The sequence below is a fragment of the Roseovarius mucosus genome (assembly GCF_002080415.1).
GTDB classification, from domain to species: Bacteria; Pseudomonadota; Alphaproteobacteria; order Rhodobacterales; family Rhodobacteraceae; genus Roseovarius; species Roseovarius mucosus_A.
Genome location: NZ_CP020474.1, coordinates 136299 through 150201 on the forward strand (window position 1 = coordinate 136299; position 13903 = coordinate 150201).

Below are 13903 nucleotides of genomic sequence, written 5' to 3' on the forward strand. Positions count from 1 at the left end.
GCTGAATTTACCCCACGGAGGGGCATGATGTCCGACCGCCCGCAAACACCGCTGCTTGATCAGGTCGCCAGCCCCGCCGATCTCAAACGGTTTTCCGATAGCCAATTGGTGCAACTGGCGCATGAACTGCGCTCGGAAACCATTTCCGCCGTGTCGGAAACCGGCGGGCATCTGGGGGCCGGTCTTGGCGTGGTGGAGCTGACTGTCGCCCTGCATCACGTGTTTGACGCGCCGCGCGACAAGATCATCTGGGACGTGTCGCATCAATGCTACCCCCACAAGATCCTGACGGGCCGCCGCGACCGCATCCGCACCCTGCGGCAAAAGGACGGGCTGTCGGGCTTTACCAAACGCTCGGAATCGCCCTACGACCCGTTTGGCGCGGCCCATAGCTCTACCTCGATCAGCGCCGCACTTGGCTTTGCCGTGGCGCGGGACCTTGGCGGCAACTGCCCCTCAGGCCTTGGCGATGCCATCGCGGTGATTGGCGACGGGGCCATGTCGGCAGGCATGGCCTTTGAGGCGATGAACAACGCAGGCCACCTGAAGAAACGCCTGATTGTCATCCTCAACGACAACGAGATGTCGATTGCCCCGCCAGTGGGCGCGCTGTCCTCTTATCTCTCGCGGCTCTATGCCGAGGCTCCGTTTCAGGATTTCAAGGCCGCCGCCAAAGGTGCCATTTCCTTGTTGCCGCCTCCCTTTCAAGAGGGCGCGCGTCGTGCCAAAGACATGCTCAAGGGGCTGGCCGTGGGCGGTACATTGTTCGAGGAACTGGGGTTCAGCTATGTCGGCCCCATCGACGGCCATGACCTGCACCAACTCTTGCCAGTTCTGCGCACCGTCAAGGCACGCGCCACCGGGCCGATCCTTATTCATGTGCTGACCAAGAAGGGCAAGGGCTATGGCCCCGCCGAGCGCGCCCGCGATGGCGGCCATGCGACCGCCAAATTCGACGTGCTGACCGGCGAACAGCGCAAATCGCCCTCGAACGCCCCCAGCTATACCGGCGTCTTCGCCAAGGCGCTGCTGGCCCATGCCGCACAGGATGACAAGATCTGCGCCGTGACCGCCGCCATGCCCGATGGCACCGGCCTCAACCTCTTTGCCGAACGCTACCCCTCGCGGCTCTTTGACGTGGGCATCGCGGAACAGCATGCCGTCACCTTTTCCGCCGGGCTTGCGGCGGGGGGGCTCAAACCCTTTTGCGCGCTCTATTCCACCTTTTTGCAACGCGGCTACGATCAGGTCGTGCATGATGTGGCGATTCAGCGCCTGCCGGTGCGGTTTGCCATCGACCGTGCGGGGCTTGTGGGCGCAGACGGCGCCACCCACGCGGGGGCCTTCGACACGGCCTTTCTCGCCAATCTGCCCGGTTTTGTGGTCATGGCCGCCGCCGATGAGGCCGAGCTTGTCCATATGGTCGCCACTGCCGCCGCCCATGATGAGGGCCCGATTGCGTTCCGCTATCCACGCGGCGAGGGGATGGGCGTCACCATGCCCGAACGCGGCGAACCGCTGGAAATTGGCAAGGGGCGTATCATCCAGACGGGCGCGCGCGTGGCGATCCTCTCCTTTGGCACGCGCCTCTCAGAGGTGCTCAAAGCCTCCGAATCCCTGCGTGCGCGCGGAATCACGCCCACCGTCGCCGATGCCCGCTTTGCCAAACCGCTGGATGAGGCGCTCATCCTCGATCTCGTCCAGAACCACGAGGCGATGATCACCGTCGAAGAGGGCGCGATTGGTGGATTTGCAAGCCATGTCAGTCACTTCTTGGCCGAAGCTCAGGTATTCGATCGCGGCTTCAAATTCCGCTCCATGGTCCTGCCGGACACGTTCATAGATCAGGCCAGCGCCGAGGATATGTATGCCGTCGCGCGTCTGAACGCCGCCGATATCGAAGCGCGGGTGCTTGACGTGCTGGGCATCGCGCAACTGGCTGGAAAACGCGCCTGACCTACCTATCTGGATGGGAAAAGGAGAAAGCGATGCGCCTTATCCCTCTCATTCTGGCGGCCTGTTTCGCCGTAACCCCGGCACACGCGCTCGATAGTAGCGCGGGCAAACTGACTGTCACCAAAATGGTTGACCAGCTCAACGATCCTTGGGCCATTGGCTTTCTGCCCGATGACAGCCTGCTCATCACCGAAAAAGGTGGCCGCCTTCTGCATGTCGTAAACGGTCAAGGCCGGGCCATCACCGGCCTGCCGGATGTTGCCACACGCGGGCAGGGTGGATTGCTTGATATTCTCGTGCCCCGCGATTTCGCGCAAAGCCGTCAGCTCTATTTCACCTATTCCAAACCGCAACCGGGCGGGGCAGGCACCGCCATCGCCCATGCCCGCCTTGCCCCCGGCGCGGATCGCCTCACCGACTGGACCGTGATATTCGAGTTGGAACCCGGCTCCTCTGGCGGGCGGCACTTCGGCTCGCGTCTGGTCGAGGGGCGCGATGGGATGCTCTACGCCACCATCGGCGACCGGGGCGATGACAGTTCGGCCCAAGATCTGGCACGTCAAAACGGCGCGGTCGTCCGGATCGCCCGCGATGGCGCCATCCCTTCGGACAACCCGTTCACGCAAACCGCTGGGGCGCAACCTGAAATCTGGTCCTATGGCCACCGCAACCCGCAAGGCGCGGCGCTTGATGCCGAGGGCAATCTCTGGGTGGTGGAACATGGCGCGCGCGGCGGCGATGAGGTGAACAGCATTGCCAAAGGCGCGAATTTCGGCTGGCCGGTGATTTCCTATGGTCGCCACTATTCAGGGCTGAAAATCGGCGAGGGCACGCAGAAATCCGGCATGGAACAGCCCGCGCATTATTGGGATCCCTCCATCGCGCCCTCTGGCATGATGATCTATCAGGGCGATATGTTTCCGGAATGGCGCGGCGACATCTTTGTCGGATCCCTCAAATTCGACATGATCTCGCGCCTCGATGGCACGCCGCTCACAGAGGTGGAGCGCCTCAAGTCCCGCGAAACCCAGCGCGTGCGCGACATCCGAGAGGCCCCGGATGGGTCAATCTGGTTTCTCAGCGTCGGGCAGGGTGCCGCCTACCGTCTCAGCCCCGGCTGATCTTCATCTGGCTTGAAATACCTCGGGGGTCTGGGGGCAGCGCCCCCAGCCTGGCCGCACCCTCAAACTGACAGGCGCGAGCTATGTGCGCCGCGTTCGCGGTAGGGCGTCGTGTTGTAATGCGCCCGGTAGCACTTTGAGAAATGCGAGGGCGAGGCAAATCCGCAGGCCAGCGCCACGTTGATCACGGTCATATCGGTCTGCATCAACAGGTTGCGCGCCTTTTGCAGGCGCAGTTCCATGTAATACCGCTTGGGGCTGCGGCTGAGATACCGGCGAAACAGACGTTCCAACTGCCGGGTCGACATGCCCACATCGCGTGCCAATGTCGCAGGGCTGATCGGCTCTTCGATATTGGTTTCCATCATCTGAATGACTTGGCTCAGCTTGGGATGCCGAACGCCGATGCGTGTCGGAACGCTCAGACGCTGCGTGTCCTGATCGGTGCGGATCGAGCTATAGATCTGCTGATCCGCCACGGCATTGGCCAGCTTTTCGCCATGATCATCCGCGATGATATTGAGCATGAGATCAATCGACGACGTGCCGCCCGCCGTGCTCATCCGGTTGCCATCAATCACGAAGACCGATTTCGTCAGGGTGACATCCTCGAATTCTTCGAGAAAACTGTCATGGTTTTCCCAATGGATCGTCGCGCGCTTGCCATCCAAAAGCCCTGCGCGCGCCAGAACATAGGACGCGGTGCACAGCCCCCCCATGCGCAGCCCCTTGCGCGCCTCACGGCGCAGCCAGTTCAACATGCGCTTGGTGGCGGCCTTTTGCACATCCATGCCGCCGCAAACCAGAACCACATCCTCGCGGTTCAAATCGGATAGGGCAAAGTCGAGATTGAACCGCACCCCGGCTGAGCAGGTGATCACATCCTCGGAATCACCTGTCAAAACCCAGCTATACAGCTCTTCTTCTGCCATACGATTGGCGATGCGCAGACATTCGATGGCCGAGGCAAAGCTGAGCAGGGTGAATCTGTCCAGCAACACAAACACAAAGCGTTTGGGCTCCTTCGGCGCTTTCACCGCGATCTTCGTGGCCTCTGACGTCATCATCACTCGATTCCCCGGCACAACGGCCTCTATAGCGGTCTGTCACGAATCTGTCGCGATTGACAAGAGAGCCATGGTCGATTTGCGACGCATTCTTGTGCGTTTCATATGGCCTCTTGCCCGCCGCTTTGCTAAGCACGGGTCTCAGATTACGTTCAATGCGGAGTAAGGACGATGACGGAATGGCAGAAAACGGGCTGGCGCGCGAAACCGCGGGTGCAGATGCCTGATTATCTCGATGCCGCCGCACTGGCCAATGTCGAGGCCCGTCTCAGGCAGTATCCGCCGCTGGTTTTCGCCGGTGAGGCGCGCCGGCTCAAACGTGCGCTCGGCGCTGCTGCGCGCGGCGAAGCGTTCTTGCTTCAGGGCGGCGATTGCGCCGAGGCCTTTGATCAATTCTCGGCTGATGCGATCCGCGACACCTTCAAGGTGATGCTGCAAATGGCGATGGTGCTGACCTATGGGGCGAAGGTGCCAGTGGTCAAGGTTGGCCGCATGGCGGGGCAATTCGCCAAGCCGCGCTCGGCCCCGACCGAGGTGATCGAAGGCGTGGAATTGCCCAGCTACCGGGGAGATATCATCAACGAACTGGCCTTCACCCCCGAGGCGCGCATTCCCAATCCGGACAAGATGTTGCAGGCCTATACGCAGGCTGCGGCCACGCTGAACCTGTTGCGTGCTTTTTCAACCGGCGGCTATGCCGATGTGCATCAGGTCCATGCCTGGACGCTGGGCTTCACCGAAAGCGAGAAAGCCGCGAAATACCGCGAAATGGCCAATCACATCTCGGACGCGCTCGACTTTATGAAAGCGGCGGGTGTGGACAGCGACAATGCCCATACGCTCAAGACCGTGGATTTCTACACCTCGCATGAAAGCCTCTTGCTGGAATATGAAGAGGCGTTGTGCCGGCTCGACTCCACCTCTGGGAAATGGCTGGCGGGCTCTGGCCATATGCTGTGGATCGGCGACCGCACCCGGCAGCCGGATGGCGCGCATGTCGAATTTCTGCGTGGCGTGCAGAATCCCATTGGCCTTAAATGCGGCCCGTCGATGACCTCGGACGATCTCAAGCGGCTCTTGGCCACGCTCAACCCCAGCAATGAGGCCGGGCGTCTGACACTGATCGCGCGCTTTGGTGCGGGCAAGGTGGCGGAAAACCTGCCGCGCCTGATCCGCACGGTGCAGGAAGAGGGAGCATCGGTGCTTTGGGTCTGTGATCCGATGCATGGCAATACGATCAAATCCGCGACCGGCTATAAAACCCGGCCGTTTGAGTTGGTCCTGCGCGAGGTTCAGGAATTCTTTGGCATCCACAAGGCCGAGGGCAGCATCCCCGGCGGCGTGCATTTCGAGATGACCGGGCAGGATGTGACCGAATGCACCGGCGGCATGCGGGCGCTCTCCGAAGAAAACCTGTCGGCGCGCTATCACACCGCCTGCGATCCGCGCCTCAATGCCAGCCAATCGCTCGAACTGGCCTTCCTCGTGGCGGAAGAACTGAAATCCCTGCGCCATGATCGCCGTCAGGCCGAAGCAGGATAAGAGAACTGCCTGACCGCAACGGGGCGCAAGGCCCTGTTGCGGTTGGTGTCTCAGCGCGGCTTACTTGACCACCCGCAGATGCGCACGCCCGCGCGCCGCACCGCGCACCGGCCATTCACCGCGCAGACCTCCGGGTAAGGGTTCAATCGGCTTTGCCGCCGGTGCCGCTGTGTCGTCCAAGGGCAGCACCCGAACCGATGTCATCTCGAACCGGCGCGAGGCACGGCCGATGTCGCCCTGCGTGACCAAACAGCCAAGCGCCCGCGACACATCCCCCAGATCACTGCGCAACGGCCAGAGCAAAAGACGCCCCGTCATCTCGGGCCGTCCCAATCCCGCCTTGGCGTGCAGGTCTATGTCCAATCGCGCAGGCCGCTCGAAAAGATCCACCAGCGCCAGCGCAAAGGTTTCGCGCGCCGCAGGCGTGATCAGGCTCGACAATGGCATGCCGCGCACTTCCATCCCCATCAACGCATTAAGATGCAACCCCGCCACCCGCAGCCGCGTCACCCCCGGTGCGATGCGTTCGACGATAAAGGCGTTGGACAGCAGCCCGCCAATATGGCGCGGGTTGATGTCTGAGCGGCGCGGCACCTCGGCCCCCTCGCAAAGCCCCGCCCAATAGCTGTGAAGCGCCTGCAAGTCGGCGGCGTGCAGCCGGTCAACGGCTGTGACCCCCGGAAAACACGAGATGGTTCTGTCATCCTGCATGAGCCACTCCTTTGCACCCTGCCTTGCACCCTGCCGATCAAGCCCTGCAACGACAGCCTGCCTGATGAACCTTGCGCAGCACCTGAGGCACCGCACGTTGGACCAAGACTGCCACAAGTTTTTGGGAATTTATCTAAAAATCGCGGGGATTGGTTAACCTCTCGGGGCGGTGGGGCAGGCCACCGGGGACTTGCCAGCCGCCGGGTCACGCACTAGGACGGGGCAACGCCGCAAGCCCCAAGGACGACCGCCGATGATCCAGTCGATGACCGCTTTCGCCACTGCCAAAGGGGCCATTCCGGGCCATGACTGGACATGGGACTTGCGCAGCGTGAATGGCAAAGGGCTCGACCTGCGCCTGCGCGTGCCCGACTGGATCGAGGGATTGGACCCCGCGCTCCGGGCGCGGCTGGGGCAGGTGCTGGCGCGGGGCAATGTCTCGCTCACCCTGCGGCTCAACAGTGCGGATGCCAGCGGCCAAGTGGCGGTCAACCCGGACCGGCTCGAGGATGTGCTGCGCGCCATGGCCCTCGTCGAGGATCGCGCCATGTCCTCTGGCCTGTCGCTCGCCCCGGCCACCGCTGCCGACATCCTGACGCTGCGCGGCGTGCTCGAAGCTGGCACCGGCGAGAGTGACAGCACCGCGCTCTGCGCCGCACTTCTTGCGGATTTCGAACCGCTGCTCACCGATTTTCTTGCCATGCGCGCCGCCGAAGGGGCGGCTCTGGCGCAGATTCTGCACGCGCAACTGGATGAGATCGCCCGCCTGACGCAAGCGGCCCAAGACCTGCTCGCCCAGCGTAGCGCCGACATCGCCCGCGCGCACCAAACGGCCTTGGCCCGCCTACGGGACAGCGCCACCGATCTCGATCCCGCACGTCTGGCACAGGAATTGGCACTGCTCGCGGTCAAGCTCGACGTGACCGAAGAATTGGACCGCCTGCGCGCCCATGTGCGGGCCGCCCTTACCCTGCTTGAGTCCGGCGCGCCCGTGGGCCGCAAGATCGACTTTCTCAGCCAAGAGTTCAACCGAGAGGCCAATACGCTCTGCTCCAAGGCGCAGCATAGCGGCCTGACCGAGATCGGGCTCAGCCTCAAGACGGTGATCGACCAGATGCGCGAACAGGTGCAAAATGTCGAATGAGGCACGCGCGGCCCGCGCAGGATTTGAGTATTTGCACCAAGAAGAAGGACAAGGGACAGCATGAGCAACCGCAGGGGCCTCTTGATCATTCTTTCCTCGCCGTCCGGCGCGGGCAAGTCCACGCTATCACGGCGATTGCGTGACTGGGACCCGACGATTGCCTTTTCGGTTTCGGCCACGACCCGCGCGCCGCGCCCCGGAGAGGTGGACGGTCAAGATTATCACTTCATGTCGCAGCCGCAGTTCAAACAGGATGTAGCCGCCGGCGACATGCTGGAACATGCGCATGTGTTTGGCAATTTCTACGGCAGCCCACGGGGCCCGGTTCAGGCCGCCATCGACGCAGGGCGTGACGTGCTGTTTGATATTGATTGGCAGGGCGCGCAGCAAATCCGTAACTCGGCCTTGGGCGCGCATACGCTCTCGATCTTTCTTTTGCCGCCCTCGATCCGCGAATTGCACCGCAGGCTGGAAACGCGCGGACAGGATGCGCCCGATGTCATCGCCAAACGGATGGAGAAAAGCTGGGACGAAATCAGCCATTGGGACGGCTATGATTTCGTGCTGGTCAATGAAGATCTGGACGCCACCGAGGCGCGGCTCAAAACGATCATCGAGGCCACGCGCCTGCGCCGCAGTCAGCAACCTGGGCTAACCGCACATGTGCGCGCGCTGCAAACTGAATTCGAGGAGATGCAATGACGATCTATACGCTCGACGGCCACGCGCCGCAGATTGCCGAAGACAGCTGGATCGCCCCCGATGCCAATCTGATTGGCAAAGTGGTGATCGAGGATTTGGCCTCGGTCTGGTTCGGCTGCACCCTGCGCGGTGATAACGAGGAAATCCGCGTGGGTGCGGGCAGCAATGTGCAGGAAAACTGCGTGATGCACACCGATATGGGCTATCCGCTCGTCATCGGGCCGGGCTGCACCATCGGGCACAAGGCGATGCTGCATGGCTGTATTTTGGAAGAAAACGTGCTGATCGGCATGGGGGCCACGGTGCTTAATGGTGCGCGCATCGGGCGCAACAGCCTGATCGGCGCAGGGGCCTTGATCACCGAAGGCAAAGAAATTCCCGAAGGCAGCCTTGTGATGGGCGCGCCGGGCCGGGTGGTGCGCAGTCTGGACGCCGCCGCGATTGCCACGCTGCGCGCCACAGCGCTGCATTACCAACAGAATATGCGCCGGTATCGCACCGGGCTTGTGGCGCTCTGACGGGCGATGCAGGGTCTGGCCACGGTTCTGGCAGGTATTCCGCTGGCGGCCATTCTGGTGGGGCCGGATGATCGCATCATCGCCGCCAATCAAGGCGCGCGCGATCATTTTGGGCAGGGGCTTGAGGGGCGACATCTCTTGACCGCGCTCCGACAGCCCGATGTGCTCGAGGCAATAGAGGCCAGCCTGCGCGACCGACAGCCGCGCAAGATCACCTATCAAACATCCGAGGCGGGGCGTGACAGCAGCTTTCAGGTGCATGTGGGCTATGTCGAAACGCTGGATGCGCGCGGCACGCTCGTGTGTTTCGAGGACCTGACCGAGCGCGAACATGCCGCCCAGATGCGGCGCGATTTCGTGGCCAATGTCAGCCATGAACTGCGCACGCCGCTCACCGCGCTCATGGGGTTCATCGAGACCCTGCAAGGGCCTGCGCGCCACGATCAGGCCGCCATCGACCGATTCCTTGGGATCATGCAGTCCGAAGCGGCCCGGATGGAGCGCCTAGTGCGCGATCTTCTGTCCCTCAGCCGGGTAGAGAGCGAAGAGCGCGTGCGCCCGCGCGAAGAGGTCAACTTGGGTCAGGTGATCGGCTCGGTTCTGCATGCCTTGCGCCCCTTGGCGCGTGATCGTGCCTGCGAGATTACCTTTGAGGCGCCCGACGGCATGATCGTGCGCGGCAATGATGACCAGTTGCAGCAGGTCTTTACCAACCTGATTGAAAACGCGATCAAATATGGCGGTACAGGCAACCATATCACCATCACGCTGGAACGTATTGCGCGCGATGCCACCCTGCGTGCGCCGGCCATTCTGGCGCGGGTGCGTGATCAGGGGCCCGGAATCGAGCCGCTGCATATCCCCCGGCTGACCGAGCGTTTCTACCGCGTCGACACCCACCGCTCGCGCGAGATGGGGGGCACGGGCCTTGGCCTCGCCATCGTCAAGCATATTGTCAATCGTCACCGTGGACGGCTGCGAATCTCCTCGACCCTTGGGGAGGGTGCCGAATTTTCAGTGATTCTGCCGCAATGGGATCGCCAAGAGGCCTGAGCACGCCCGCCTCGACCGCGAAAAAATCGCCCAGAACCACCAACTTCTCCGCGTGTCATAAAACCGTTACATAAGTGTAACAAAAGCGTTGTGGTTCTCACCTAGTGGTGATCCCGAGGTCGCCCCTGCCTGGGCGTCCCGTGAAACCGAACTCAGGAGCAACTCATGCTGTTCAAATCCACCGTTTCCGCCCTGGCCCTGACGGCCCTCGCCGCTGGCACTGCTGCGGCCCGTGACAACATCCAGATCGCTGGCTCCTCGACCGTGCTGCCCTATGCCGCCATCGTCGCCGAAGCGTTTGGCGAAAACTTTGATTTCCCAACCCCGGTCGTGGAATCCGGTGGTTCGGGCGCTGGCCGCAAGAAGTTGTGCGAAGGCGTGGGTGAAAACACCATCGACATCGCCAACTCCTCTTCGCGCATCAAACAATCCGACATCGACCTCTGCGCCCAGAATGGCGTGACCGAGATCATGGAAGTCCGCATCGGTTATGACGGCATCGTGTTTGCCTCTGACATTAACGGCCCGGCCTATGCCTTTACCCCGGCCGATTGGCACGCGGCTCTGGCGGCTCAGGTGTCCAAGGATGGCGCTCTGGCCGACAACACCAACAAGGTATGGTCCGATGTTCGCGCCGATCTGCCCGGCGACGAAATCCTCGCCTTCGTGCCCGGCACCAAGCACGGCACCCGCGAAGTGTTCGACGAAAAGGTGATCATCGCCGGTTGCGAAGAAAACGGCACCTATGATCTGCACCTCGCGGCCAATGGCGGCGACGAGAAAGCCGCTGAAAAGGCATGTATGGCGCTGCGCACCGATGGCGTGTCCATCGACATCGACGGCGACTATACCGAAACGCTGGCCCGTGTGGATGCCAACAAGAACGGTATCGGCGTCTTTGGCCTCTCGTTCTACCAGAACAACACCGACAAACTTCAGGTTGCCACCATGGGCGGCGTTGTTCCCTCGGTCGAATCGATCGCTTCGGGTGAATATCCGGTGTCGCGTCCGCTGTTCTTCTACGTCAAGAACGCGCATCTCGATGTGATCCCCGGCATGCAGGAATATATCGAGTTCTTCGTGTCCGACGAAATCTCAGGCCCCGATGGCCCGCTCTCGGCCTATGGCCTCGTGTCTGACCCCGAGCTTGCCAAGACGCAGGAAATGGTTGCCAACCGCGTGCCCATGGGCGTGCTGAACTAAGACCAAGACCTCTGAGGGGTGGCGCATCCGCGCCATCCCTCCCTTTTTGGCGGAGAGCAGATGAGTACCGGCTATATCACCCTGATCGTGCTCGGCCTGTGTGGGCTGGGCTTTTTCTTGGGGCGCGCACGCGCCTATGCAACCTCCAAGACCACGGGCAAGAAACTGCACTCGCTGCCGAACTATTATGGTCAGGCGGTCGCGCTTTATACGGCAGTCCCGGCGCTATTGCTGATGCTCGCTTGGCTCTTTTTGCAGCCCCTGATGATTGAGGGGCGTGTCGCGGGCATGATCCCCGACAGTGTGATCCCCGAAGGCGGCGCCAAGAGCCTTGTCATGGCCGATGTGCGCCGGATTGCGGGCGGGCTTGATGCCCTGATGGCCGCAGGCGAGATGTCCGAGGACGATCTGGGCGCAATGCGCGCGGATTTCACCGACATTCGCAACCGGCTTGGCACTGTCGGCGTGGCGCTTGGCTCGGATGTGCCGGTGCCTGTGTTCGAGGCGGCCAAGGAGCTGCGCAAATCGCAAAATGCCGGGAACTTTCTGATGACCCTAGCGGTGCTGGGGCTGTCGCTTGGCCTGCTGGTGTGGTCTTGGTCGCGGGTGCATCCCGATCAACGCGCGCGCAACGCCTCTGAAACCTTTGTGCTGGCGCTTTTGATCGGTGCCTCGCTGGTGGCGATCCTCACCACTGCGGGTATTGTCGCATCGCTGCTCTTTGAGACCATCAATTTCTTCAAGATGTATCCGGCGCGCGATTTCTTCTTTTCGACCGTGTGGAACCCGCAATTCCGGGGCGGGTCTGATCTGGGCATCCTGCCGCTCTTGTGGGGCACGCTCTATGTCAGTTTTCTGGCACTGCTGGTGGCGGTGCCTCTGGGATTGATGATTGCGATCTATCTGGCGGAATATGCCAGCAAGCCGCTGCGCGCCTTTGCCAAACCGGCCATCGAGGTTCTCGCCGGTATCCCGACCATCGTCTATGGCCTCTTTGCGCTGATCACCGTGGGCCCGTTCCTGCGCGATTATATCGCCTCGCCACTGGGCCTTGGCACCTCGTCCTCTTCGGTGCTGACGGCCGGTCTGGTCATGGGGATCATGCTCATCCCGTTCGTGTCGTCGCTCTCGGATGACATCATCAACGCCGTGCCGCAATCCATGCGCGATGGCTCTTATGGCCTTGGCGCTACCAAATCCGAAACCATCAAGCAGGTGATCCTGCCCGCCGCGTTGCCCGGTGTGGTCGGGGCCATCCTCTTGGCCGCCTCCCGCGCTATTGGCGAGACCATGATCGTGGTCATGGGGGCAGGGGCCGCCGCCAAACTTGGCCTCAACCCGTTCGAAGCCATGACAACCATCACCGTCAAGATCGTAAGCCAGTTGACCGGCGATACCGAATTCGCCAGCCCTGAAACGCTGGTCGCCTTCGCCCTCGGCCTTACGCTTTTTGTCTTCACGCTTGGGCTGAATGTCATCGCCCTTGTGATCGTGCGCAAATACCGGGAGCAGTACGAATGACCGATTTCACCGCCTCAGACGCTGTTCCGGCACCGCGCAAAGGGTCTTTGCTGACGCAGGATGCCCGCACCAAGCAACGCAATGCCAAAGAGGCGCGGTTCCGCATGATGGGGCTTGTCGCCGTCACCATCGGTGTTCTTTCCTTGGTCGGCTTGCTGACCTCGATCCTTGCCAGTGGCCTATCGTCTTTTCAGCAGACCTATGTCGAGCTTGAGGTCTATCTGGACCCCGCAAAACTTGACAAAAACGGCAACCGCAATCCCGACGACATCGCCAAGGTCTCGACCTTCGGCTATACCCCGCTGATCGAGGCGGCAATGGTCGCCGCGATCGAGCGGACCGGTGTCACCTCGGATGTCGCGAATGCCAAGGCCGCCGGCGAGTTGATCTCGAAAGAGGCCCCCGCCACCTTGCGCGACTTTGTTTTGGCCAACCCGGACAGGATCGGCGAAACCGTGCCCTTCGATCTGCTGGCCGCAGGCCGCATCGACGGGTTCTTCAAAGGCCGCGTGACCATGGAAAGCGCGGCACTCGACCGCAATGTCTCGCCCGAGCAATTGCAGCTTGCCCAACAGCTCAAAGACGCAGGCATCCTTACGACCAAATTCAACTGGGCCTTCTTCACCGCGCCCGATGCCTCTGACACCCGCCCCGAAGCCGCCGGTCTGGGCGTGGCGATCATCGGCTCGGCCTATATGATGCTGATTGTGCTGGTCCTGTCACTGCCCTTGGGTGTCGCGGCGTCGATCTATCTTGAGGAATTCGCGCCCAAGAACCGCTGGACCGACCTGATCGAGGTGAATATCTCGAACCTCGCCGCCGTGCCGTCCATCGTATTCGGTATCCTGGGTCTGGCGATCTTCATCAATATGGTAGGCCTGCCGCAATCGGCCCCCATCGTGGGCGGTCTCGTGCTCACGCTGATGACCCTGCCCACCATCATCATCGCCACCCGTGCGGCGCTGAAATCTGTGCCGCCCTCGATCCGCGATGCAGCCCTCGGTGTGGGCGCGTCCAAGATGCAGGCGATCTTTCACCATGTCCTGCCCTTGGCCATGCCCGGCATCCTTACCGGCGCGATCATCGGTCTGGCGCAGGCGCTTGGCGAAACAGCACCCCTGCTGCTGATCGGTATGGTTGCCTTTGTGCGCGAATATCCCGCAGGCCCGCCCGAAGGGTTCTTTGACCCCGCCGCCGCACTGCCCGTGCAGGTCTATAACTGGACGCAGCGTGGCGACCCGGCCTTTGTGGAACGCGCATCCGGGGCCATCATCGTGTTGCTCGTCTTCCTCGTGATCATGAACATCGCCGCCATCCTGCTGCGCAGACGGTTTGAACGCCGCTGGTAAACAAAGGTATAGACCC

The 13903-nt window shown here is 62.0% G+C and carries 12 protein-coding genes; 10 read left to right on the top strand and 2 right to left on the bottom strand.

What is annotated here, in order from left to right; translation table 11 throughout:
- Positions 1–27 precede the first annotated feature (27 nt).
- Positions 28–1956 (top strand): 1-deoxy-D-xylulose-5-phosphate synthase, encoded by a 1929-nt coding sequence (dxs, locus tag ROSMUCSMR3_RS00660; RefSeq protein ID WP_081508507.1) that lies wholly within the window; start codon positions 28–30, stop codon positions 1954–1956.
- Positions 1957–1988: 32 nt separating this feature from the next.
- Complete coding sequence (locus ROSMUCSMR3_RS00665; protein WP_081506129.1) at positions 1989–3077, top strand: PQQ-dependent sugar dehydrogenase; 1089 nt, start codon at positions 1989–1991, stop codon at positions 3075–3077.
- Between the two features lie 62 nt (positions 3078–3139).
- On the opposite strand, the gene ROSMUCSMR3_RS00670 is transcribed toward ROSMUCSMR3_RS00665, so the two are convergent.
- The gene (locus ROSMUCSMR3_RS00670; protein ID WP_037297719.1) at positions 3140–4141 is read right to left on the bottom strand and encodes a GlxA family transcriptional regulator; all 1002 of its coding nucleotides are present in this window, start codon (positions 4139–4141) and stop codon (positions 3140–3142) included.
- A 174-nt stretch (positions 4142–4315) separates the two neighbouring features.
- Between ROSMUCSMR3_RS00670 and ROSMUCSMR3_RS00675 the strand changes: the two genes are divergently transcribed.
- Positions 4316–5686, top strand: coding sequence for a class II 3-deoxy-7-phosphoheptulonate synthase (locus tag ROSMUCSMR3_RS00675; protein WP_081506130.1), 1371 nt, complete (start codon positions 4316–4318; stop codon positions 5684–5686).
- 60 nt (positions 5687–5746) lie between these two features.
- On the opposite strand, the gene ROSMUCSMR3_RS00680 is transcribed toward ROSMUCSMR3_RS00675, so the two are convergent.
- Complete coding sequence (locus tag ROSMUCSMR3_RS00680) at positions 5747–6397, bottom strand: PAS domain-containing protein (protein ID WP_081506131.1); 651 nt, start codon at positions 6395–6397, stop codon at positions 5747–5749.
- 253 nt (positions 6398–6650) lie between these two features.
- Here ROSMUCSMR3_RS00680 and ROSMUCSMR3_RS00685 point away from each other — a divergent pair, with 253 nt between their 5' ends.
- The 7 genes from ROSMUCSMR3_RS00685 to pstA all read left to right on the top strand — a co-directional run bounded on the left by ROSMUCSMR3_RS00685 (position 6651) and on the right by pstA (position 13887).
- Positions 6651–7541 carry a YicC/YloC family endoribonuclease gene (locus tag ROSMUCSMR3_RS00685; protein WP_081506132.1) on the top strand — a complete coding sequence of 297 codons (891 nt, stop codon included), beginning with the start codon at positions 6651–6653 and terminating at the stop codon, positions 7539–7541.
- 60 nt (positions 7542–7601) lie between these two features.
- A complete protein-coding gene (gmk, locus tag ROSMUCSMR3_RS00690) occupies positions 7602–8243 on the top strand; it encodes a guanylate kinase (RefSeq protein ID WP_008280900.1) in 642 nt (213 codons plus the stop codon).
- Positions 8240–8761, top strand: coding sequence for a gamma carbonic anhydrase family protein (locus ROSMUCSMR3_RS00695; RefSeq protein ID WP_008280901.1), 522 nt, complete (start codon positions 8240–8242; stop codon positions 8759–8761). Before gmk ends, ROSMUCSMR3_RS00695 begins: the two co-directional genes overlap by 4 nt.
- A gap of 6 nt (positions 8762–8767) precedes the next feature.
- Positions 8768–9814: an ATP-binding protein gene (locus ROSMUCSMR3_RS00700; RefSeq protein WP_081506133.1), complete on the top strand. Its 1047-nt coding sequence runs from the start codon at positions 8768–8770 to the stop codon at positions 9812–9814.
- A gap of 165 nt (positions 9815–9979) precedes the next feature.
- Positions 9980–11017: a substrate-binding domain-containing protein gene (locus ROSMUCSMR3_RS00705; RefSeq protein ID WP_008280903.1), complete on the top strand. Its 1038-nt coding sequence runs from the start codon at positions 9980–9982 to the stop codon at positions 11015–11017.
- Between the two features lie 60 nt (positions 11018–11077).
- Positions 11078–12538, top strand: a complete 1461-nt coding sequence (pstC, locus tag ROSMUCSMR3_RS00710; RefSeq protein ID WP_081508508.1) for a phosphate ABC transporter permease subunit PstC — start codon at positions 11078–11080, stop codon at positions 12536–12538.
- The gene (gene pstA, locus ROSMUCSMR3_RS00715; protein ID WP_081506134.1) at positions 12535–13887 is read left to right on the top strand and encodes a phosphate ABC transporter permease PstA; all 1353 of its coding nucleotides are present in this window, start codon (positions 12535–12537) and stop codon (positions 13885–13887) included. Before pstC ends, pstA begins: the two co-directional genes overlap by 4 nt.
- Positions 13888–13903 lie beyond the last annotated feature (16 nt).

Coding starts and splice junctions, on each gene's coding strand:
- ROSMUCSMR3_RS00705 (WP_008280903.1), top strand. CDS start 9,980: ATGCTGTTCAAATCCACCGTTTCCGCCCTGGCCCTGACGGCCCTCGCC.
- ROSMUCSMR3_RS00670 (WP_037297719.1), bottom strand. CDS start 4,141: ATGACGTCAGAGGCCACGAAGATCGCGGTGAAAGCGCCGAAGGAGCCC.
- pstC (WP_081508508.1), top strand. CDS start 11,078: ATGAGTACCGGCTATATCACCCTGATCGTGCTCGGCCTGTGTGGGCTG.
- gmk (WP_008280900.1), top strand. CDS start 7,602: ATGAGCAACCGCAGGGGCCTCTTGATCATTCTTTCCTCGCCGTCCGGC.
- ROSMUCSMR3_RS00695 (WP_008280901.1), top strand. CDS start 8,240: ATGACGATCTATACGCTCGACGGCCACGCGCCGCAGATTGCCGAAGAC.
- pstA (WP_081506134.1), top strand. CDS start 12,535: ATGACCGATTTCACCGCCTCAGACGCTGTTCCGGCACCGCGCAAAGGG.
- ROSMUCSMR3_RS00675 (WP_081506130.1), top strand. CDS start 4,316: ATGACGGAATGGCAGAAAACGGGCTGGCGCGCGAAACCGCGGGTGCAG.
- ROSMUCSMR3_RS00665 (WP_081506129.1), top strand. CDS start 1,989: ATGCGCCTTATCCCTCTCATTCTGGCGGCCTGTTTCGCCGTAACCCCG.
- ROSMUCSMR3_RS00680 (WP_081506131.1), bottom strand. CDS start 6,397: ATGCAGGATGACAGAACCATCTCGTGTTTTCCGGGGGTCACAGCCGTT.
- ROSMUCSMR3_RS00685 (WP_081506132.1), top strand. CDS start 6,651: ATGATCCAGTCGATGACCGCTTTCGCCACTGCCAAAGGGGCCATTCCG.
- ROSMUCSMR3_RS00700 (WP_081506133.1), top strand. CDS start 8,768: ATGCAGGGTCTGGCCACGGTTCTGGCAGGTATTCCGCTGGCGGCCATT.
- dxs (WP_081508507.1), top strand. CDS start 28: ATGTCCGACCGCCCGCAAACACCGCTGCTTGATCAGGTCGCCAGCCCC.